Origin of the sequence: Geodermatophilus dictyosporus, assembly GCF_900115505.1 — a bacterium.
In the GTDB taxonomy this organism is placed as follows: domain Bacteria; phylum Actinomycetota; class Actinomycetes; order Mycobacteriales; family Geodermatophilaceae; genus Geodermatophilus; species Geodermatophilus dictyosporus.
On record NZ_FOWQ01000002.1, the window covers coordinates 472,849 to 493,644 of the forward strand.

General features: G+C 75.3%; 20 protein-coding genes and 2 pseudogenes. 6 read left to right on the plus strand and 16 right to left on the minus strand.

Translation table 11 applies throughout. The features are described from left to right. Window positions 1–37 precede the first annotated feature (37 nt). From BMZ33_RS24635 to BMZ33_RS05790, 5 genes and pseudogenes are all read right to left on the minus strand, one after another. Window positions 38–583 (minus strand): annotated as a pseudogene (locus BMZ33_RS24635) (hypothetical protein); the annotation flags it as partial. Window positions 584–949: 366 nt separating this feature from the next. Further along, window positions 950–2,164: an NADP-dependent isocitrate dehydrogenase gene (locus BMZ33_RS05775; RefSeq protein ID WP_091108600.1), complete on the minus strand. Its 1,215-nt coding sequence runs from the start codon at window positions 2,162–2,164 to the stop codon at window positions 950–952. Between the two features lie 62 nt (window positions 2,165–2,226). Next, window positions 2,227–3,180 carry a malate dehydrogenase gene (gene mdh, locus BMZ33_RS05780; RefSeq protein WP_091108601.1) on the minus strand — a complete coding sequence of 318 codons (954 nt, stop codon included), beginning with the start codon at window positions 3,178–3,180 and terminating at the stop codon, window positions 2,227–2,229. Window positions 3,181–3,240: 60 nt separating this feature from the next. Further along, window positions 3,241–3,534: a DUF3017 domain-containing protein gene (locus BMZ33_RS05785; protein ID WP_091108602.1), complete on the minus strand. Its 294-nt coding sequence runs from the start codon at window positions 3,532–3,534 to the stop codon at window positions 3,241–3,243. Next, a complete protein-coding gene (locus tag BMZ33_RS05790; protein WP_091108603.1) occupies window positions 3,531–4,400 on the minus strand; it encodes a bifunctional methylenetetrahydrofolate dehydrogenase/methenyltetrahydrofolate cyclohydrolase in 870 nt (289 codons plus the stop codon). The genes BMZ33_RS05785 and BMZ33_RS05790 overlap by 4 nt, the downstream gene beginning before the upstream one ends. 94 nt (window positions 4,401–4,494) lie before the next feature. Between BMZ33_RS05790 and BMZ33_RS05795 the strand changes: the two genes are divergently transcribed. Beyond that, window positions 4,495–5,130 (plus strand): hypothetical protein, encoded by a 636-nt coding sequence (locus BMZ33_RS05795; RefSeq protein ID WP_091108604.1) that lies wholly within the window; start codon window positions 4,495–4,497, stop codon window positions 5,128–5,130. 7 nt (window positions 5,131–5,137) lie between these two features. Here BMZ33_RS05795 and BMZ33_RS05800 read toward each other — a convergent pair whose 3' ends face one another. The 10 genes from BMZ33_RS05800 to BMZ33_RS05840 all read right to left on the minus strand — a co-directional run bounded on the left by BMZ33_RS05800 (window position 5,138) and on the right by BMZ33_RS05840 (window position 14,391). Then, window positions 5,138–5,773: a pentapeptide repeat-containing protein gene (locus BMZ33_RS05800; RefSeq protein ID WP_091108605.1), complete on the minus strand. Its 636-nt coding sequence runs from the start codon at window positions 5,771–5,773 to the stop codon at window positions 5,138–5,140. Then, complete coding sequence (gene purH, locus BMZ33_RS05805) at window positions 5,773–7,326, minus strand: bifunctional phosphoribosylaminoimidazolecarboxamide formyltransferase/IMP cyclohydrolase (protein ID WP_091108606.1); 1,554 nt, start codon at window positions 7,324–7,326, stop codon at window positions 5,773–5,775. The genes BMZ33_RS05800 and purH overlap by 1 nt, the downstream gene beginning before the upstream one ends. Beyond that, the gene (gene purN, locus BMZ33_RS05810; protein ID WP_091108607.1) at window positions 7,323–7,931 is read right to left on the minus strand and encodes a phosphoribosylglycinamide formyltransferase; all 609 of its coding nucleotides are present in this window, start codon (window positions 7,929–7,931) and stop codon (window positions 7,323–7,325) included. Before purN ends, purH begins: the two co-directional genes overlap by 4 nt. Before the next feature lie 31 nt (window positions 7,932–7,962). Next, complete coding sequence (locus BMZ33_RS05815; protein ID WP_091108608.1) at window positions 7,963–9,156, minus strand: cell division protein PerM; 1,194 nt, start codon at window positions 9,154–9,156, stop codon at window positions 7,963–7,965. Window positions 9,157–9,278: 122 nt separating this feature from the next. Next, entirely contained in the window at window positions 9,279–10,385 is a 1,107-nt protein-coding gene (locus BMZ33_RS05820) for a hypothetical protein (RefSeq protein ID WP_091108609.1), read from the minus strand. A 183-nt stretch (window positions 10,386–10,568) separates the two neighbouring features. Further along, the gene (locus BMZ33_RS24405) at window positions 10,569–10,694 is read right to left on the minus strand and encodes a hypothetical protein (protein WP_280139185.1); all 126 of its coding nucleotides are present in this window, start codon (window positions 10,692–10,694) and stop codon (window positions 10,569–10,571) included. A gap of 87 nt (window positions 10,695–10,781) precedes the next feature. Then, the gene (gene sucD, locus BMZ33_RS05825) at window positions 10,782–11,660 is read right to left on the minus strand and encodes a succinate--CoA ligase subunit alpha (protein WP_091108610.1); all 879 of its coding nucleotides are present in this window, start codon (window positions 11,658–11,660) and stop codon (window positions 10,782–10,784) included. 35 nt (window positions 11,661–11,695) lie between these two features. Beyond that, a complete protein-coding gene (gene sucC, locus BMZ33_RS05830; protein WP_091108611.1) occupies window positions 11,696–12,856 on the minus strand; it encodes an ADP-forming succinate--CoA ligase subunit beta in 1,161 nt (386 codons plus the stop codon). Window positions 12,857–12,919: 63 nt separating this feature from the next. Continuing rightward, window positions 12,920–13,312: a cobalamin B12-binding domain-containing protein gene (locus tag BMZ33_RS05835; protein WP_091108612.1), complete on the minus strand. Its 393-nt coding sequence runs from the start codon at window positions 13,310–13,312 to the stop codon at window positions 12,920–12,922. After that, window positions 13,309–14,391: a hypothetical protein gene (locus BMZ33_RS05840; RefSeq protein ID WP_169063942.1), complete on the minus strand. Its 1,083-nt coding sequence runs from the start codon at window positions 14,389–14,391 to the stop codon at window positions 13,309–13,311. Before BMZ33_RS05840 ends, BMZ33_RS05835 begins: the two co-directional genes overlap by 4 nt. A gap of 192 nt (window positions 14,392–14,583) precedes the next feature. On the opposite strand from BMZ33_RS05840, the gene BMZ33_RS05845 reads away from it, so the two are divergent. Both BMZ33_RS05845 and BMZ33_RS05850 read left to right on the plus strand, forming a co-directional pair. Beyond that, window positions 14,584–15,480 (plus strand): alpha/beta fold hydrolase, encoded by an 897-nt coding sequence (locus BMZ33_RS05845; RefSeq protein ID WP_091108896.1) that lies wholly within the window; start codon window positions 14,584–14,586, stop codon window positions 15,478–15,480. 191 nt (window positions 15,481–15,671) lie between these two features. Then, window positions 15,672–16,454, plus strand: coding sequence for a M23 family metallopeptidase (locus BMZ33_RS05850; RefSeq protein ID WP_169063943.1), 783 nt, complete (start codon window positions 15,672–15,674; stop codon window positions 16,452–16,454). A 92-nt stretch (window positions 16,455–16,546) separates the two neighbouring features. Here the strand turns inward: BMZ33_RS05850 and pcrA are convergent, their stop codons facing one another. Continuing rightward, complete coding sequence (gene pcrA, locus BMZ33_RS05855; RefSeq protein WP_091108614.1) at window positions 16,547–18,838, minus strand: DNA helicase PcrA; 2,292 nt, start codon at window positions 18,836–18,838, stop codon at window positions 16,547–16,549. Window positions 18,839–19,089: 251 nt separating this feature from the next. Here pcrA and BMZ33_RS05860 point away from each other — a divergent pair, with 251 nt between their 5' ends. The 3 genes and pseudogenes from BMZ33_RS05860 to sigJ all read left to right on the plus strand — a co-directional run bounded on the left by BMZ33_RS05860 (window position 19,090) and on the right by sigJ (window position 20,792). Then, window positions 19,090–19,374 carry a chorismate mutase gene (locus tag BMZ33_RS05860; protein ID WP_091108615.1) on the plus strand — a complete coding sequence of 95 codons (285 nt, stop codon included), beginning with the start codon at window positions 19,090–19,092 and terminating at the stop codon, window positions 19,372–19,374. A 222-nt stretch (window positions 19,375–19,596) separates the two neighbouring features. Continuing rightward, window positions 19,597–19,848 (plus strand): annotated as a pseudogene (locus BMZ33_RS24640) (carboxymuconolactone decarboxylase family protein); the annotation flags it as partial. A gap of 26 nt (window positions 19,849–19,874) precedes the next feature. Next, on the plus strand, window positions 19,875–20,792 hold the full coding sequence (sigJ, locus tag BMZ33_RS05870) for an RNA polymerase sigma factor SigJ (protein ID WP_169063944.1): 918 nt from the start codon (window positions 19,875–19,877) through the stop codon (window positions 20,790–20,792). The last annotated feature ends 4 nt before the right edge of the window (window positions 20,793–20,796 follow it).

Consider the following 20,796-nt stretch of genomic DNA (forward strand, 5'->3'; position numbering starts at 1 on the left):
CGTCGACGGTCACGTGCAGGACGGTCCAGCCGGCGGCGTTCAGCCGGTCGAGCCGGCGGCGGTCGTCGAGGAACGTCCGCCGCTCGGCGTGCCACAGTCCGTCGTACTCGACGACCAGCCGCAGCTCGGGGTGGGTGAGGTCGACCCGCGCGACGAACCCGGCCTCGTCGAGGACGCGGTACCGGGCGACCGGCGGCAGGCCGGCCCGGTGCAGGAGGAGCCGCAACCGGGTCTCCTGCGGCGACTCCGCCAGACCGTCGGCCAGCCGGGAGACCACGGCCGCCTGGGCGCTCCCCCGGCACGCCGGAGCAGCGCGGCGGTCGCACGGACGTCCTCCGGTGGCGCCAGGCCCACCTGCACCAGCCGGTCGAGCAGGGCGACCGCCTCGTCCAGGTCGCCGGAGCGCGTCACGTCGACCGCGGTGTCCGCGCGAGGCAGGCAGCGCCGGTTCCCGCACCGGACGAGCCGCTGTCCGGGCAGCAGCCTCCGGACCCGGACACCCACACCGGCGTGCCACCGCCGGCCGTCCGGCAGCACCACCTCGACCTGGTCCTCGGGGGCAGCGACGCCGGGCACACCCCACAGGACCGCGGCACTGCGCCCGGCGAAGCGACCACCGGCCGGGAGCGTGAGCCCTCCCGCGCTCACCAGCAGACGGTGCGTCACCGGAACCGACGAGTCGGCGTGGACGTCGCGCCCGAGCCGGACCCAGGCCGAGCTGCGCAGCTGCTCGGGCGTGAGCAGACCCTGCCGCAGGACCGTGGTCCCCCGGAGGACGCGGCCCCGGAGGGCGGACGGGCGGGCAGGCGGGATCGGCACGGAGTGACCCTCGCGCGTCAGGAGCGCCTCGTGGGTCCCGTCCACAGGCCGAGAACGCGCCAGTGGCCCCCTCGGAGGCGAAGAGGGGGCCACTGGCGTGTGTTCATCCCCCGCGACGGGCGTCAACAGGTCAGGCCATGGCCTTCTGCAGGTTGGTGTCGATGGCCGCCAGGAAGTCCTGGGTGGTCAGCCACGGCTGGTCCTTGCTGATCAGCAGCGCGAGGTCCTTGGTCATCTGGCCGCCCTCGACGGTGTCGATGCAGACCCTCTCCAGGGTCTCGGCGAAGCGGGTGACCTCGGGGGTGTCGTCGAGCTTGCCGCGGTGGGCCAGGCCCCGGGTCCAGGCGAAGATCGACGCGATCGGGTTGGTCGACGTCTCCTTGCCCTGCTGGTGCTGCCGGTAGTGGCGGGTCACCGTGCCGTGTGCGGCCTCGGCCTCGACGGTGCGGCCGTCGGGGCTCATCAGCACCGAGGTCATCAGGCCGAGCGAGCCGAAGCCCTGCGCGACGGTGTCGGACTGGACGTCGCCGTCGTAGTTCTTGCACGCCCAGACGTAGCCGCCCTCCCACTTCAGGGACGCCGCGACCATGTCGTCGATGAGCCGGTGCTCGTAGGTGATGCCGGCCTCGTCGAACTTCGACTCGAACTCCGCCTCGAAGACCTCCTGGAAGAGGTCCTTGAACCGGCCGTCGTAGGCCTTGAGGATCGTGTTCTTGGTCGACAGGTACACCGGGTACTGCCGGTTGAGCCCGTAGTTCAGCGAGGCGCGGGCGAAGTCGCGGATGGACTCGTCGAGGTTGTACATGCCGAGCGCGACACCCGAGCCCGGCGACCGGAAGACCTCGTGCTCGATCGGCTCGCCGCCGTCCTTCGGGGTGAAGGTCAGGGTCAGCGTCCCCTCGCCGGGGAACGTGAAGTCGGTGGCGCGGTACTGGTCACCGAAGGCGTGACGGCCGACGACGATCGGCTTGGTCCAGCCGGGCACCAGCCGCGGCACGTTCTGCATGATGATCGGCTCGCGGAAGATGACACCGCCGAGGATGTTGCGGATCGTCCCGTTCGGGGAGCGCCACATCTTCTTCAGGCCGAACTCCTCGACCCGCGCCTCGTCCGGGGTGATGGTGGCGCACTTGACGCCGACGCCGTGCTGCTTGATGGCGTTGGCGGAGTCGACGGTGACCTGGTCGTCGGTGGCGTCGCGGTGCTCGATGCCCAGGTCGTAGTACTCCAGGTTGACGTCGAGGTACGGCAGGATCAGCTGGTCCTTGATGAACTGCCAGATGATCCGGGTCATCTCGTCGCCGTCGAGCTCGACGACGGTGCCCTCGACCTTGATCTTGCTCACGTCAGGCATTCCCTCTCTACAGCTCCGGCCCGTCGGGCCGGAAGTCGGTCACCGGCCGGCGGTCACAGATCCGCGACGTCGGCCTGCTTGGCGCGCACCGCCTCGGCCGCCTCGCGCAGCCCGGCCAGCTCGCTCTCGGACAGGTCCCCCTCGACCACCCGGCGCACACCCTCGCGCCCGATCTCGGCCTCGACGCCCAGGTAGACGCCGGAGATCCCGTACTCGCCGTCGACCCACGCGCACACGGGCATGACGGCGCCGGAGTCCTCGATGACGGCGCGGGCCATGCGGGCCGCGGCCGCCGACGGCGCGTAGTACGCCGACCCCGTCTTGAGCAGCGCGACGACCTCCGCGCCGCCGTTGCGGGTGCGGTCGACGAGGTGCTCGATGCGGTCGGCGGCGAGCACGTCGGCCAGCGGCTTGCCGTCGACGGTGCAGCGCGAGGGCACCGGCACCATCGTGTCGCCGTGCGAGCCGAGGGTCAGCGTCCGCACCGAGGACACCGGGACGCCGAGCTCCTCGGCGACGTTGTTGCTGAACCGGGCGGTGTCGAGCATCCCGGCCTGGCCCATCACCCGGTTCTTGGGGAACCCGGTGGCCAGCTGGGCCAGGGCGGTCATCTCGTCCAGCGGGTTGGACACGACGATGACGACGGCGTCCGGCGAGGTCTGCGCGATGTTCTCGGCGACCTGGCGGACGATCCCGGCGTTGGTCTCGATGAGGTCCATGCGGCTCATCCCGGGCTTGCGGGGCAGGCCGGCGGTGACCACGACGACGTCGGAGCCCTCGGTGCCCTCGTAGGAGCCGCCGCCGACGCCGACGACCCTCGTCTCGAAGCCCTCGATGGGACGGGACTGGTTGATGTCGAGGGCCAGGCCCTCGGGCTTGCCCTCGACGATGTCGGTGAGCACGACGGTCTCGAAGACGTCGTACTCGGCGAGTCGCAGGGCGGTGGTGGAGCCGTAGAAACCGGCACCGACGACGGTGACCTTCCCGTTCCGGGGCTGCTCTGCCATGCGCGTCAACCTAGCCCGGCGGTCCAGGCCGCGCGCCCCGCGGTCGGCCGCACCCGGGCGTCACGGGACCGCCAGGGTGAGCGCCGTCAGCAGCACGCCGGTCCCGCCCATCAGGACGACGTCGACCGGCCGGCTGCGGACGGCCAGGAAGCCGACCCGGCGCAGCGGCAGGACCAGCCGCAGCCCCGCGGCCCCGACCAGCGCCAGCCCGACGACGAGCAGCCCGCGCCGCCAGTGCTCCAGCGCGACCATCGCCAGCCCCACCCCGACCGCCAGCAGCACCGCCAGCAGCGGGAGCTGGCGCAGCAGGCCGGCCAGGAAGGGCCGGCGCGTGTAGAGGGGCGGGCGGCTCACGCGGACAGCGCCTCGACGCCCGCGGCCCGCTCGGCGGCCAGGACGACGTTCTGCAGCAGCATCGCCCGGGTCATCGGCCCGACGCCGCCGGGGTTGGGTGCCACGAACCCGGCCACGTCGACGACGTCCTTCGCGACGTCCCCGGCGATCTTGCCGTCGACCCGGCTGACGCCGACGTCGAGCACCGCGGCGCCGGGCTTGACCGTGTCGGCGGTGACCAGGCCCGGCACGCCGGCCGCGGCGACGACGACGTCGGCGGTGCGCAGGTGCGCGGCCAGGTCGCGGGTGCCGGTGTGGCAGAGGGTCACCGTCGCGTTCTCGGTGCGGCGGGTGAGCAGCAGGCCGAGCGGGCGGCCCACGGTGATCCCGCGGCCGACGACGACGACCTCCGCGCCGGCGACCGGCACCCCGAAGCGGCGCAGCAGCTCCACGATGCCGACCGGGGTGCACGGCAGCGGCCCGTCGACGCCGAGCACGAGCCGGCCGAGGTTGACCGGGTGCAGGCCGTCGGCGTCCTTGGCCGGGTCCATCGCCTCGAGGACGGCGTACTCGTCGACCTGCCGCGGCAGCGGGAGCTGGACGATGTAGCCGGTGCACGCCGGGTCGGCGTTGAGCTCCGCGACGACCTCCAGGACGTCGGCCTGCGTGGCCGTCGCGGGGAGCTCGCGCTGGATGCTCGCGATGCCGACCTGCGCGCAGTCGGAGTGCTTGGCGTTGACGTACCAGCGGCTGCCCGGGTCGTCGCCGACGAGCAGCGTGCCCAGGCCCGGGCGGTGGCCGGCGGCGGTCAGCGCGGCGACCCGTGAGGTGAGCTCCTGACGGATGGTCGCAGCGGTCGCCTTGCCGTCGAGGATCGTCGCGGGCACCTCGACAGTGTGCCGGAGGCGTCCCCGGGGCAGCCCTCCCGGCCCTACCCTCGCAGCCGAGTCCACCCGCACCGCCGGCCCGCCAGGAGAGCAGATGACCGAGCGCGACCCGTCTCCCCGCCAGGTCGGCGCCGGCGAGCAGCGCGACTGGCGGGAGCAGACGTCGCCCGGCCTGTCCCCGGTGGGCGGCGGGGCGTCCCCGGCCGGGACCGGCGGGCACGGCTACCCCGGCACGGGCGAGAACTACTACACGACACCCAGCTACCCCACCGAGCCGGTCGCGGTCCGCGGCCCGGACTCCCTGGGCGGCCTGCTGTGCCTGCTGGCCGGGATCGCGGCCGCGGTGAGCCTGGCGCTGAGCTGGCTGCGCGACCCGGGCGACATCGGCTGGGACCTCGTCGTGCGCGGCTTCGACGAGCTCGGCAGCGGGTTCGGGACCCTGGTCGACTCCGGGTTCTGGCAGCCGCTGGCCGTCGTCCTCGGTGGCGGCGTGCTGCTGCTCCTGGGCCTGCTGATGTGGCTCCCGGCGCGCACGCACCGCCTCCTCGGCGTGCTGGCGCTGTTCGTCAGCCTGCTGGCGCTGGCCGCGGTGCTGGTGCCGCTCGCCTCCGAGGGCTGGGACCCCGGCGCGTTCCGGCTGGGCTTCTGGTTCGCCTGCGCGGTCGGCGTCCTGGGCCTGCTGGGCGCGCTCAAGGCCATGCTCACCGGCCGGCGGTACGCCCGGCGCTGACGCGCGCTCAGCCGTCGACGACGGCGCCGTGGGCGAGGGCGACCTGTACGGCCTGGCCGACGTCGAGGCGGACGCCGGTGAGCTCGAGGGCCCGCCACGCCAGCGCCTCGGTGCGCGCGCCGCGCAGGTCGCTGCCCCGCAGCCGGGTGCCGCGCTGCACGCGGGCGCGGTCGAGGTCGGCGCCGGTGAGGTCGCACTCGCGCAGGTCGGCGTCGGTGAGGTCGGCCTCGCGGAAGCGCTGGCCGGAGAGGTCGCTGCCCGAGAGGTCCACGCCGCGCAGCGAGGTCCAGCTCCAGTCGGAGTCGGTGGTGGTCAGCGGCCGCAGCACCGCGCCGGGGAACTGCGAGCCGGTGAGCTTGCAGCCCTCCCACACCGCGTCGAAGAGGCGGGCCCGGTCGAACCGGCAGGACAGGAAGGCGCTCCCCCGGTGCCGCGAGCCGCTCATCCGCACGCCGGTGAGCACGCAGGAGTCGAACACGCAGCGCCGGGTGACCAGCTCGGTGAGGTCGGCGTCGTCGAAGCGGCAGCGGGTGAAGGTGACGCCCTCGAGCTCGGCACCCCACCAGTCGACCCGCGCGAGGTCGGCGCCGACCACCTCGGCCCCGTCCTCGGGCGGCCCGAGGTGCGGCCTCGGCCCCGCCATCAGTGGGCGAAGTGGCGGGTGCCGGTGAGGTAGAGCGGGACGCCGGCCGCGCGCGCCGCGGCGACGACCTCCTCGTCGCGCACCGACCCGCCCGGCTGCACCACCGCGCGCACCCCGGCGTCGAGCAGCACCTGCAGGCCGTCGGCGAAGGGGAAGAAGGCGTCGGACGCGGCCACCGACCCCGTGGCCCGCTCCCCCGCCCGGGCGACCGCCAGCCGGGCGGAGTCCACCCGGTTCACCTGGCCCATGCCGACGCCGACGGTGGCCTTGTCGTGCGCCAGCAGGACGGCGTTGCTCTTCACCGCGCGCACCGAGCGCCAGGCGAAGACCAGGTCGTCGAGGCCGGCGGCGTCCAGCGGCTCCCCGCAGGCCAGCGTCCAGGTGGTGGGGTCGTCGCCGTCGGCGTCGATGCGGTCGGCGCTCTGCAGCAGCAGCCCGCCGCTGACCGGCCGCAGCTCGACCGGGGGCCGGCCGGCCTCGGGCAGCCGCAGCAGCCGGATGTTCCTCTTCGCCGTCAGCACCTCGACGGCGTCCCGGGTGAACGAGGGGGCCACGACCACCTCGGTGAACACCCCGGCCACCTGCTCGGCCATCGCCAGGTCGACCTCGCGGTTGGCCGCGATCACCCCGCCGAACGCCGACACCGGGTCGCAGGCGTGCGCCTTGCGGTGGGCCGCGGCGATGTCGGTGCCGACGGCGATCCCGCAGGGGTTGGCGTGCTTGATGATCGCCACGCAGGGGTCGGCGTGGTCGTGCGCGGCCCGCCACGCGGCGTCGGTGTCGACGTAGTTGTTGTAGGACATCTGCTTGCCGTGCAGCTGCTCGGCGTGCGCCAGCCCCGGCTCGCCGCTGCGGTAGAGGGCGGCCCGCTGGTGGGGGTTCTCCCCGTAGCGCAGCACGTCGGCGCGCTCCCAGCTCGCGGCCACCCACGTGGGGAACCCCGAGTCGTCGTCGGGCGCGACGACGTTGCCCATCCACGAGGCGACGGCGATGTCGTAGGAGGCGGTGTGCCGGAACGCCGCGGCCGCCAGCGACCGCCGCTGCTGGAGGGTGAAGCCGCCCGCGGCGACCGCGGCCAGCACCTCCCCGTAGCGGGCCGGGTCGACGACGACGGCGACCGACGGGTGGTTCTTCGCGGCGGCGCGCACCATCGCGGGGCCGCCGATGTCGATCTGCTCGACGCACTCGTCGGGCGACGCGCCCGAGGCCACGGTCTCGGGGAACGGGTAGAGGTTGACCACCACGAGGTCGAAGGCGGCGATGCCGAGCTCGTCGAGCTGCCGCACGTGCTCGTCCCTGCGCCGGTCGGCGAGGATGCCGGCGTGCACCGCGGGGTGCAGCGTCTTGACCCGCCCGTCGAGGCACTCGGGGAAGCCGGTGACCTGCTCGACCGGCGTCACCGGCACGCCGGCGTCGGCGATCCGGCGGGCGGTGGCGCCGGTGCTGACCAGCTCGACGCCGGCGTCGGCCAGGCCGCGGGCGAGCTCCTCGATGCCGGCCTTGTCGTAGACGCCCAGCAGGGCACGGCGCACCGGCGTCCGGGTCTCGGTCATCGGGGGCTCTCCTCCGTCGTCCCGGTGACGAGTCGCGCCACCGTCTCCACCAGGAGCGTGCGCTCCACGGCCTTGATCCGTTCGTGCAGGCGCTCCTCGTCGTCGCCGGGGAGCACCGCGACCTCGCGCCGGGCCAGCACCGGCCCGGTGTCCACGCCGGCGTCGACCAGGTGCACGGTGCTGCCGGTGACCGCGACCCCGGCGGCGAGCGCGTCGCGGACGGCGTGCGCGCCCGGGAAGGCCGGCAGCAGCGCCGGATGGGTGTTGACCAGGCGGCCCTCGTAGCGGGCCAGCACGGCCGGCCCCACGATCTTCATGAAACCGGCCGAGACCACCCAGTCCGGCTCGTGCGCGGCGATCGCGCCGGCCAGCGCGGCGTCCCAGGCGGCCCGGTCGGGGAAGTCGCGCAGGGCGACGGTGAAGGTCGGCAGGCCGCGGCGGCGGGCGTGCGCGAGACCGGGGGCGTCGCGGTCGGCTCCGACGGCGACCACCTCGGCCGGGTAGCCGGGGTCCTCGGCGGCCTCGAGCAGCGCGGCGCACAGCGACCCGGTGCCCGAGAGCAGGACGACGACGCGTGCCCGCGGGGTCGGGGCGGCGGCGGGCACGACCGCGACCCTAGACGGGACGGCGGCCGGCTCAGCCGAGGGACCGCCAGCGGGTGACGGCGGCGGCGACCGCGGCGGCGATGCCGGCCTGGGCGCCGATCGACAGCGCCGTGGCGACCGGCGGCGCGCCGACGCCGGCGAGGGCGCCGTCGCCGAGCGACCCGCCGGCCACGGCGACGAGCACGCCCGAGGCGAGCCCCAGCAGCACCCCGGTGAGCAGCCCCCAGAGGCCGGCGACCACCGAGCCGGCGTCGTCGGCGAGGCGGCGGCCCAGCGCGGTGCCGGCGACGAGGCCCCCCAGCGCCGGGACGACCTGCGAGACGAAGGCCAGGAGGGGCACGGCCTGGGTGTCGGGCAGGGCGGCCAGCAGCGGCAGCGCGGGCACCGGGCCGAGGCTCACGCCGTGCACGGAGACGACGGTGGCGGTGCCGAGCGAGAAGCCGGGCCCGGCCGCCACCCCGAGCGCGGCCGCGGCGGCGTTGGGCAGCAGCAGCGCGCCGAGCGCGAGCAACCCCACCGCGCCGGCGCCCGAGCCACCGAGCGCGCGGGAGACGGCGGCGTACCCGGCGGCGTCGGCGGCCACCGCGACCGCGACGACCGCGAGCCCGAGGCCGAGGGCGGTCAGCAGGCCCGCGAGCACGGCGGGCGGCACGGCACGGGCCGGGCCGGGCAGCCGGCCGCCCCCGGCGGCGGGCAGGTCGCTCTCGCGGAGCGCCCCCCAGCCCGCGGCGACGGCGGCCAGCGCCGCCGGCCCGGCGGCGCAGCGCAGCAGGTCGGTGCGCGCGCCCGGACCGTCCACCACCAGCGCGAGCAGCACGCAGAGCAGCACGTGGACGGCGACGACGGCCGCCACGACGCCGGCGACCGCGCGGGCGTCCTCGGGCTCGACCACGCGCGTCACCCCCCGCGCGGCCTGCGAGAGCCCCCCCGCGACGGCGAGGGTGAGCAGCAGGGGCGCGAGCACCAGCGGCCCCGACGACAGCTGCAGCCCGCCGAACTGGGCGAGCAGCCACAGTTGCCCGGCCACCCGCGCCGACCCGCCGACCGGCAGGCCGCCGGAGGGGTCGAGGGTCTGCACCACGACGACGGCCAGGCCCAGGCCGACGAGGCCCAGCACGCTGACCGCGACGGTGGCGGCAGCCGCGAGCGCGACGGGGTACCAGGGCCGGCGGGCGTCGGGGTCGGTCTGCCCGGGCAGGGGCAGACGCGCCAGCAGGGAGACCACGCCCCCACTCTCGCAAGCCCCGCGACCGGATGGGCGTCGCACGCGCCGGGCGGCCTCCGGCCCCGGACGCCGACGAGGGCCGGCGGCGGGTGCCGCCGGCCCTCGTCGGGGCCGTCGTCAGCTCAGGACGAGCCCTGACCCGAGGCGCTGGAGCCGCCGGGCCGGTCGGGTCGCTCCGCACCCGGGTCGGTGGCCGGCGGCGAGGGGTGGGGCTGCCCGTACTGCGGCTGCCCGTGGGGAGCCTGGCCGTACTGCGGCTGCCCGTACTGCTGGCCGTAGCCGTGCTGCCAGTAGGGAGGCTGGCCGTCCTGCGGCTGCCCGTAGCCGGGCTGGCCGTACGGCTGCTGCGCGTAGCCCGGCTGGCCGTACGGCTGCTGCGCGTACGGCGAGCCGTAGCCGGGCTGGCCGTACGGCTGCTGAGCCCAGGGCTGACCCGGGGTGCGGCCGGACCCGGTCGACTGCCCGACCCCGGGGTGGCCCGACGGGCCGAACTCCGGTGCCCGCCGGCCGGCCCACTGCGCCGCAGCGGCCGGACCGCCGGGCAGGGTGGGACGGTCGCGCAGCTCGGGCAGCAGCCGCAGCACCGCGAACACCGTGACGGCGGCGGCGACCAGCAGCGCGAGCGACCCGACGAGGGAGAACCCGAGCTCGAGCGCCTGGAACCAGGCGACGAGCGTGAGCAGCGTGGCCAGGCCGGCGAGACCGACGGTGACCCAGCTGCGCGGGAAGCCCAGCCGCAGGTCGACGACGGCCGGCAGCAGCGCCCACACCGCGGCGAGCAGCAGGAGCACGAAGCTGGAGGGCACCAGGCCGCTGACGTCGAAGCCGGTGAAGCTGTAGCTCACCGCCGGCACGTCGAAGCCCGGGATGCCGAAGTCGTCGCTGGAGTAGGTGACCCACGGCAGCAGCGCCAGCACCAGGTAGAGCAGGGCCCCCCCGGCGACGACGAGGTCGGCGACCCCCAGCCGCTCGAGGTCGACGCCGGCGCCGGCCGGGCGTCCCGGGCCGGGGCCGGACGGTGGCGGCTGGCCGTGGGGGACGCCGTACGGCTGCTGACCCCAGCCCAGTGCCGGCGCCTGCTCCTCGTGGTGCGGCTGCTGGTCCTGGGCGGGCTGACCCGGCTGCGGCTGGCCGTAGGGGGAGGCGGGAGGCTGCCCGTATCCCGGCTGGCCGCCCGGTCCCGGCTGCCCGGGAGTCCCGGGCTGCTCGGGCGGCTGGCTGGACGTCATGCGTGGACCACCTCTCGTCACATCGGTACGGCGCGACGCGGATGCTCCTGCCCCGGGGGACCGGCAGCAACCACGCCCCGCAGCGTCCTCCCCGGCGCGGGCGGGATCGGGACCGGCCCGTGACCGGACCCCTCACCCGTCGCGCACGACGGCGACCGCGTCCACCTCGACGAGCTGGTCGGGCTACCCCAGGACGGCCACCCCGAGCAGCGTGCTCGGCGGGTCGTGGTCGCCGAGCCCGGCCGCGCCGTCGGCGTCCAGCGGGCAGGCGCCCGCGGTGAGCACCAGCCGCGTGCCGGGCTCGACCACCGCCGCGCCCCCGTCACTGCTCAGGTGGCCCCCTGCAGGGCCCCACCGCGAGCCTGCGAGTGGTGGGGCCCTGCAGGGGTCCTCGAATCAGGCGCCGACGAGCTCCCGCATGAGGCGGGCGGTCTCCGACGGGGTCTTGCCCACGCGGACGCCGGCGGCCTCGAGGGCCTCCTTCTTGGCCTGCGCGGTGCCGGCCGAGCCGGACACGATCGCGCCGGCGTGACCCATCGTCTTGCCCTCGGGCGCGGTGAAACCGGCGACGTAGCCGACGACCGGCTTGGTGACGTTGGCCTTGATGAAGTCGGCGGCCCGCTCCTCGGCGTCGCCGCCGATCTCGCCGATCATCACGATGGCCTCGGTCTCCGGGTCCTCCTGGAAGGCCTGCAGCGCGTCGATGTGCGTGGTGCCGATGACCGGGTCGCCGCCGATGCCGATCGCGGTGGAGAAACCGATGTCCCGGAGCTCGTACATCATCTGGTACGTCAGCGTCCCGGACTTGCTGACCAGGCCGATCCTGCCCTGCTGGGTGATGTTCGCCGGGATGATGCCGGCGTTGGAGCGGCCGGGGCTGATCAGGCCGGGGCAGTTCGGGCCGATGATCCGGGTGGCACCGCCCTGGGCGTGCGCCCAGAAGTAGGTCGAGTCGTGCACCGGGATGCCCTCGGTGATGACGACGGCCAGCCCGATCTGGGCGTCGACGGCCTCGATGACCGCACCCCTGGCGCCGGCCGGCGGCACGAAGATGACGCTGACGTCGGCGCCGGTCTCCTGCATGGCCTCGGACACGCTGCCGAACACCGGGACGCCGGCGCCCTCGAAGTCGACGCTCGAGCCCGCCTTCTTCGGGTTGACGCCGCCGACGATGGCCGTGCCGGAGGTGAGCATGCGCTGGGTGTGCTTGCGCCCCTCCGAGCCGGTCATGCCCTGGACGATGACCTTGCTGTTCTCGTTGAGGAAGATCGACATCTCTTGAGATCCTGTCTGGAGGTGGCGGGCGGCGGTCAGGCAGCGAGCTCGGCGGCCCGGCGCGCGGCGCCGTCCATCGTGTCGACCACGGTCACCAGCGGGTGGTTCGCCTCGGCGAGGATGCGGCGCCCCTCCTCGACGTTGTTGCCGTCGAGCCGGACCACCAGCGGCTTGGTGGCCTCGTCGCCGAGGATGTCGAGGGCGGAGACGATGCCGTTCGCGACGGCGTCGCAGGCGGTGATGCCGCCGAAGACGTTGACGAAGACGCTCTTCACGGCCGGGTCGGAGAGGATGATCTCCAGGCCGTTGGCCATGACCTCGGCCGACGCGCCGCCACCGATGTCGAGGAAGTTGGCCGGCTTCACGCCGCCGAACTCCTCCCCGGCGTAGGCGACGACGTCCAGCGTGCTCATCACCAGGCCGGCGCCGTTGCCGATGATGCCGACCTCGCCCTCGAGCTTGACGTAGTTGAGGTCCTTCTCCTTGGCCCGCGCCTCGAGCGGGTCGGCGGAGGCGGAGTCCTCGAGCGCCGCGTGGCTCTCGTGCCGGAAGGCGGCGTTCTCGTCGAGGGTCACCTTGGCGTCGAGCGCGAGCACGGTGCCGTCGGGCGCCTTGGCCAGCGGGTTGACCTCGACCAGGGTGGCGTCCTCCTTGGCGAAGACGTCCCACAGCTGCACGGCGATGGCGATCACCTGGTCGCGCACCTCGGGGGCGAACCCGGCGGCGTCGACGATCTCCGCGGCCTTGGCGGTGTCGACGCCGACCGTGGCGTCGACCGGGATGCGGGCGAGCGCCTCGGGACGCTCGACGGCGAGCTGCTCGATCTCCATACCGCCCTCCACGCTGGCCATGGCCAGGAAGGTGCGGTTGGCGCGGTCGAGGAGGTAGGAGAAGTAGTACTCCTCGGCGATGTCGCTGGCCTGGGCCACCATGACGCGGTGGGTGATGTGGCCCTTGATGTCCAGGCCGAGGATGTCCTGGGCCCGGGCACGCGCCTCGTCGGCGTCGTCGGCCAGCTTCACGCCGCCGGCCTTGCCGCGCCCACCGGTCTTCACCTGCGCCTTGACGACGACGCGCGAGCCGATCTCCCGCGCGATCGCCTCGGCCTGGTCGGGTGTCTCGGCCACGCCGCCGGGCAGCACGGGCACGCCGTGCGAGGCCAGCAGGTCACGCGCCTGGTACTCGAAGAGATCCACGAACGAGCACCGTAGCTCCCGCGTTGCGGGCCCGCGTCACCGGCGTGAGACGTGCGAGCAGGGTCACAGCGCCGCGTCCGAGGCGGATCCGGAACACCCCTGGTCACGGTGCAGCGCGGCGACGACGTCCTCGGGCGGGGTGCCGTCGGGGAAGGCCCGGACGCCGTCCGGGACACCGTCGCCGTCGCCCAGGACGAAGGGGGTGACGTCGTCGGCACCGGCCGCGGCCAGCCGCTCGAGCACCCCCGCGAGCAGCTCCGGCGGCGCGCCGGCCAGCCCGACGGCGTCGGCGTCCTCCTGGACGACGGTGGCGGCCAGCCGGCCGGCCGAGGCCGGGACGCCGGTGAGCACCACCTCGGCGCCGGCGTCGCGCAGCGCGCGGGCCAGCGCCACGGCGCGCGGGTCGTCGGCTCCCCCGGGCCCGGCGACGACGACGCGCAGCCGCTCGGTGCTCACCCGCCGGCCGTCCGCCCGACCCGCCAGGCGAGCACGGTGAGCAGCGCGTAGGCCAGGCCCGCGACCAGCAGGCCGGCACCGGGCACGGTCCACTCGAGGTCCGGGGAGGCCACCGCGTCGCGCAGGCCGGTCAGCCCGGCGGCGAGCACGGTCACGGTGAGGGCCAGCAGCCCGCCGACGGCCGCCAGCCGCGGCCGGAGCGAGGGCGCGAGGACGGCGGCCAGCAGCACCGCGCCGGCCAGCAGCAGCCCGCCCAGCAGCGCCAGACCCGGCCGCTCGAGCAGCGCCTGCGGGCCCTGCTGCTCGACGACCACCTCCAGGCCGGTGGCCGGGTCGTCGACCAGCCGGTCGGGGACGTCGGCGGCCGGCAGCGCCAGGCACAGCACGGTCAGCACGCCCAGCAGCACCGCGGCACCGGCCAGCCCGGGCCGGGCCGGGTCGAGGGCGCCGCGGTCCTCCATGCGCGTGCGGCTCCACACCAGGACGGCGCACCCGCCGGCGAGGACGGCCAGGCCCAGCGCGGCGACCTGCAGCAGCCAGCCGGGGCCGGTCTCGACCGAGCTGGTGAGCACCCGCTCGCCGGCCAGCACCTCGATGCCGGGGCGCACCGTCGAGGAGCTGCCCCGGTAGAGCTCGATGAGCAGCCCGCCGACCGCGAGCGCCCCGCCCACCGCGGCGGCGGCCAGGCCGAAGCGCGGGACGCGGCCGGCCGCCAGCCCGGCACCGACCGCGACGGAGACCAGCGGGACGAGCAGCCCGGCCAGCACGGCGCCCGGGCCCCCGCCCAGGGTCAGCTCCTCGCCGCCGACGACCAGGTAGCGGGGGAAGAGCGCGGCCGCGCCGGCCAGCCCGGCCAGGACGAGGAGGACACCGGCGACCCGGGCCCCCGTGGGGACGTCGCCGACGAGCAGTCCGTCCGCAGCAGCACGGGGACGGTCGACCGTCGTGGTGCGGCCACCGGACGTCGTCCCTCGCCGGTCGGGCGCGGGGCGACGGGCCCGCGCGGCCGCCGGGCCGGTGCGCCGGGCGGTGCCGCCCCGGGTGCGGTCGTCGCGGACTGAGCGGTCCCGGCCGGCCACGGGTCCCCCTTCGTCGAGAAGTGTCACGAACCGGACTCGATGTCGTCGAGATCCGGTGCCGTCTCGTGTGACCGTCGCCACACCTGGGCATTACCGTCCTGTGAACGGAGCACGACAGCGGTGCTCCGGTCGCCGACGGGCTCTCGGCTCCCGGGACCACGACGGCGGCCCGTGAACGGGGAGGACCAGCTCATGCGAGCGACCGAAGAAGCCGGGCGCCGTCCAGAGTCGCACACCGAGGAGCTCCTCCCGGGAGCGCCACGGGACCTCCTGCGGGCGCTCGCCTCCCCCTCCGGTGTCGCCGGCGGCCTGGCCGAGCTGGCCTGGGTCGGCGCCCACGCACTGCTCTACCCGCTGGGCGCGCGCACCGAGGTGCTGCGGCTGGACCCCCGCGTGCGGCCCGGTGAGCAGCCCCCCGCCGTCCGCGCGCTGTTCGCCGCCGACCCGCTCGCCGCCCGCATCCCCGTGCTGCTGGTGCACGGGCTGGTCGACAACCGCTCGATCTTCACCCTCATGCGCCGCGGCCTGCGCCGGCGCGGCTTCGCCCAGGTGTGCACCTGGAACTACAGCCCCTTCCTCGGCGACGTCGCCGCGGGCGCCCGCGACCTCGGCGCGCACATCGAGCGGATCTGCGCGCAGACCGGACACGACCAGGTGCACGTCGTCGGGCACAGCCTGGGCGGGCTCATCGCCCGCTACCACGTCCAGCGGCAGGGCGGCGCCGAGCGCGTGCGGTCGCTGGTGACCCTGGGGACGCCGCACGGCGGTTCGGTGCTGGCCCACCTGCTGCCCACCCCGATGATCCGCCAGCTGCGGCCGGGGTCGGCGGTGCTGCAGGAGCTCGCCCTGCCCGCGCCCGGCTGGTCCACGCCGGTGACCGCTGTCTACAGCGACCTCGACCAGGTCGTCGTCCCCTCCCGCGCGGGACGCTGCGACCACCCCGACCTCGGGGCGCGCAACGTGCTCGTCCGCGGCGTCGGGCACATGACGCTGCCGTTCCACCGGGGCGTCGTCGACGAGGTCGCCGCCACCCTCGCCGGGCTGCGCACCGCCACGCCCGTCCGGCCGGCCCCGGCCGCGGTCGCCTGAGGCCTTCCTCACCGACGGCAGACTTGGCGACACGCAGCGTCGCCTGCCGGGTCCGGACCTGACGCAACGTTACGGTCCGATCACGGCGCCGGTACCCACCGGCGGGCGCCTCCCCGGCGCCTCCACCGCCGTCGCTCCCCCGACGGGCCGCCCCGCGCGGCTGCCCCGGGAGCGTGGACGAAGGGTGTCCCGTGACCCGGCAGAGTGGTCCCGCGCTCCTCGAGCGCCCGGCGGGTGGTCCCCCGCCCGTCACCGCCGCGCCGGCGCCGTCCGCGGACCGGGGCGAGGACGCCGGCCGGCCGGCCGGGCCCGCCGCGCGCCGTGCCGTCCGCCGCCCGCCGGGACGGCGGGGACCGCTGTGGCTGGCCGCCCTCGTGGCCGGCGCCGTCCTCGCCGGTGTCCCCGCCTTCACCGGTGGCACCCCCGCCCCGACCACCGTCAGCGCCGCCGATTACGGCCTGGGCGCGGCCGACATCGGCCTGACCGGGGCCCTGGAGGACGCCGAGGCCCGCCGCGGCATCTCCGAGGCCGAGGCGCAGCGGCGGCTCTCCGAGCTCGCCGCCTCCCGCGCCGCCCGCGAGCCGCAGGTCGTGCTGCCGGCGCAGGGCCGCATGACCACCTGCTTCTGCATGCGCTGGGGTCAGATGCACTACGGCATCGACCTCGCCGGCCCGCTCGGCACGCCGATCTACGCGGCCGCCGACGGGGTCGTGCTCCGCGCCGGCCCGGCCTCCGGCTACGGCAACGCCGTCTGGATCCAGGACGCCGACGGCAACGTGCACGTCTACGGCCACATGCGCTACTACGACGTCGAGGCCGGCGACCTCGTGCACGCCGGTGACCAGATCGCCAAGATCGGCAACGAGGGCCAGTCCACCGGTCCGCACCTGCACTACCAGATCAACCGCGGCAGCATGACCGGCCGGCCGCTGGACCCCGAGGAGTGGCTCGCCGAGCACGGCGTCACCCTCTGACCCCACCTCCGGGGGCGTTCCTCGTGCGGTGCGGGTCCTGCAGCACCCGCACCGCACGAGGAACGCCCCCGCTGCGGGACTCCCGCGACTGCTCAGAGCTTGACGAGCGGGGCGTAGCGCAGCACGAGGCGCTTGGTGCCGCCCGAGCCGAAGTCGACGGTGGCCTGCGCCTTGTCACCGGCGCCGCTGACCTCGACCACCGTGCCCAGGCCGAACGCGTCGTGGCTCACCCGGTCGCCGACCTCGACGGAGACGACCGCGCGGTTGCCACGGCCGCCGCGCAGCCCGCCGGTGGACAGCCCCGTGGCGGCCACCCGCTGCTGGGCCGACCCGGTGCTCGGCGCCGGCGTGGGGTCGAGCCGGGCCCAGTGCACGGCGTCGGTGGGCAGCTCGTCGAGGAACCGTGAGGGCGGGTTGTAGGCCGGCTGCCCCCAGCTGGTGCGCACCGTGGCGCGGGAGAGGAAGAGCCGCTGCTGGGCGCGGGTGATGCCCACGTAGGCCAGCCGCCGCTCCTCCTCCAGCTCCCGCGGGTCACCCAGCGCGCGCAGGTGCGGGAAGACGCCGTCCTCCAGCCCGGTGAGGAACACGACCGGGAACTCCAGGCCCTTGGCGGTGTGCAGCGTCATCAGCGTGACGACGCCGGCCTCGTCGCCGGAGACGGGGATCTGGTCGGCGTCGGCCACCAGCGAGACCTGCTCGAGGAAGTCGGTGACCGTGCCGCCGGGGTTGGCCGCCTCGAACTCCGCGGCGACGGAGATCAGCTCGTTGAGGTTGTCGACGCGCCCCTCGTCCTGCGGGTCGGTGCTCGCCTCCAGCTCGGCCAGGTAGCCCGTGCGGTCGAGGATGCTCTCCAGCAGCGCGGCCGGGCCCGACCCGGACTCGACCAGCTGCTCGAACTCCTCCAGCAGCGCCACGAACTCCTGCAGGTTCTTCAGCGATCGCGGCGCCAGGGTGGTGATCTCGCCGCAGCGGCGCAGCGCCGAGGCGAAGGCGATCCGCTCGCGGTCGGCGAACTGCTCGACGCAGGACTCCGCCTTGTCGCCGATGCCGCGCTTGGGGGTGTTGATCACCCGGCGCAGGCTGACCACGTCGGCCGGGTTGGCGACCACCTTGAGGTAGGCGATCGCGTCGCGGACCTCCTTGCGCTCGTAGAAGCGCACCCCGCCGACGACCTTGTAGGGCATGCCGACGCGGATGAACACCTCCTCGAAGACACGGGAGGCGTTGTTGGTCCGGTAGAAGACGGCGATGTCCCTGGGGGCCGCCTTGCCCTCGTCGACCAGCGCGTCGACCTGCTCGGCGACCCAGGCGGCCTCGTCGTGCTCGTTCTCGGCGACGTAGCCCTCGATCAGCTCGCCGTCGCCGGCGTCGGTCCACAGGTTCTTGGGGCGGCGGCCGGTGTTCTTGGCGATGACGGTGTTGGCCGCCTTGAGGATCCGCTGCGTGGAGCGGTAGTTCTGCTCGAGCAGGATCGTCGTGGCCTGCGGGTAGTCGCGCTCGAACTCGTCGATGTTGCGGATCGTCGCGCCGCGGAAGGCGTAGATCGACTGGTCGGCGTCGCCGACGACGCACAGCTCGGCCGGCGGCACCGGCCCCTCACCGGTGCCGACCAGCTCGCGGACGAGCACGTACTGCGCGTGGTTGGTGTCCTGGTACTCGTCGACCAGCACGTGCCGGAAGCGGCGCCGGTAGTGCTCGGCGACGTCGGGGAAGGCCTGCAGCAGGTTGACCGTCGTCATGATCAGGTCGTCGAAGTCCAGCGCGTGCGCCTCGCGCAGCCGCCGCTGGTAGAGCGTGTAGGCCTCCTTGAGCACCTTCTCCGGTGCCGTCTGGGGGTCGTAGGACTCCTCGTCGACCAGCTCGTTCTTCAGGTTGGAGACCTGCGCGGCGAGGCTGCGGCCCGGGTAGCGCTTGGCGTCGAGGTCCAGGTCGCGGGCGACCATGGTCATCAGCCGCACGGAGTCGCCCTGGTCGTAGATCGTGAACGAGGACTTCAGGCCCAGCTTGGCCGCCTCGGCGCGCAGGATGCGCACGCACATCGAGTGGAACGTCGAGACCCACATGGCGCGGGCGCGGGGGCCCACGAGCTGGGCGACGCGCTCCTTCATCTCGCCGGCGGCCTTGTTGGTGAACGTGATCGCCAGGACCTCGCCGGGCTGGACGCCGCGGGCGCCGAGCAGGTAGGCGATCCGGTGCGCGAGCACGCGGGTCTTGCCCGAGCCGGCGCCGGCGACGATGAGCAGCGGGCCGCCCTCGTGGACGACGGCCTGGCGCTGGGGGCCGTTGAGGCCCGCCAGCATGCGGTCCAGTTCCCGGCCGGCCGAGCCGGGGGCGGAACGCTGGAGCGCGGCGGTACCGGGGAGGGCCTGCTGCACGCTGCTCATAGCCACACCACTGTAGTTCGCACGGACGACGCCCCCGCCCGGCGCCGGACCGGCCGTGGCGCCGGCCCGGAGTGGTGTGACACACTCCCCGCGTGCTGCTCGCCGTCACCGAGTTCTACTACGGACACCGGGTCCCGGTGTCCGTCGCCGCTGGCTGAGCAGCCGCCGCAACGAACGCCCCGGGCCCGAGGAGCCCGGGGCGTTTCTCGTTCTCGGGGTCCGACGGCCACCGCCCCGCCCCGGAGGAACCGATGACCGCCATGCTCCCCACCGAGCCCGCCACCGTGCCGGACGCCGACGCCCGCATCGCCGAGCTGCGCGAGGACATCGACGCCTGCGACGCCGAGCTGATCCGGCTGGTGCAGCGCCGGCTGGCCGTCTCCTCCGAGATCGGCCGCCTGCGCCGGGAGTCCGGCGGCACCCGCCTGTCGCTGGCGCGCGAGCAGCAGGTGATCGCCCGCTTCCAGGACGCGCTCGGTCCCGACGGCGCCGCGCTCGGCATGATGCTGCTCCGTCAGGGCCGCGGCCGGCTCTGAGGAGCCCCCCGGCACGCTCGCGGCGGGGCCCTGGACGGGGGCCGCCCCGTCACGTCCCGCGCGGCTGCGTCGTCTCCACGGACACCCGATGGAGAGGACACCGCCATGACCGGCACCGGCACCGCCCGCATCCCGCTCGACCCGCCGCGCACGCTCGTCACCCGCGCCGTCGACCGGTACTCGCGCCGGACCTACGGCGCCCGGCTCGACCCCGCCGCCGCGATGGGACACCACCCGCGGCTGCTGCTCACCCAGCTCCGCCACGAGCGGTCCCTCGCCCAGTGGGACCGGCTCGACCCCACGCTGGAGTCGCTCGCCGTCATGTCCGCCGCGGTCACCGTCGGCTGCTCCTGGTGCGTCGACTTCGGCTGGTGGGTGACCACCCAGGCGGGCGTGGACCCGGCCAAGCGGGGCGCGGTCCCCGCCTGGCGGGACAGCGACACGCTCACCGACCTCGAGCGGCGGGTCGTGGAGTACGCCGAGGCCATGAGCACCCGCCCATGGGCGTCACCGACGAGATGGTCGCCGGGCTGCGCCGCGACCTCGACGACGCCGCCCTGGTCGAGCTCACGACGATGGTCGCCGTGGAGAACGGCCGGGCCCGCGTCGCCGACGCCGAGGACGCCGTCCAGGACGCGTGGCTGCGCTGGTCGGCCGCCGACCGGGACGACGTCGCCGACCCGCGCGCCTGGCTGGTGCGGACGACGACCCGGCTGGCGCTGGACCGCCTGACCTCCGCCCGCGCCCGCCGGGAGACCCACGTCGGCCCGTGGCTGCCCGAGCCGCTGCTCACCGAGCATGCGGGCGACCCGGCCGACGAGGCGGTGCTCGGCGACGAGGTCTCGCTGGCGCTGCTCGTCGTCCTCGAGAGCCTGTCCCCCGCCGAGCGGGCGGTGTTCGTCCTGCGCGAGGTGTTCGCCGTGCCCGCCGCGGAGGTCGCCGCGGCCCTGGGCCGGTCGGAGGCCGCGGTCCGGCAGCTCGGGCACCGGGCGCGCGAGCACGTCGCCGCCCGCCGTCCCCGCTTCGACGCCGACCGGCGGGCGCACCGCGAGGTCACCGAGCGCGTCCTGGCCGCCTGCCTGGGCGGTGACGTCGACGCGCTGGTGGCCGCGCTCGCTCCCGGGGCGGTCCTGGTGACCGACGGCGGAGGGCGGGCGAAGGCGGCGCTGCGCCCGATCACCGGTGCGGACGAGGTGGCCCGCTTCCTCACCGCCGTCGTCTCCGGCGGGGCGTCGCTTCCGGGGCTCCGGATCGGCCTGGCGGAGGTCAACGGCCGGCCCGGGGTGGCCGCCTGGACCGACGAGGGCCCCTACGTCGCGGTCTCGCTCGTCGTCACCGGCGGGCTGGTGGAGCAGGTCCTCGTCGTGCTGAACCCCGACAAGCTCTCCGGGCTGAGGGCCGCCACGGGAGCCGCATAGGCTC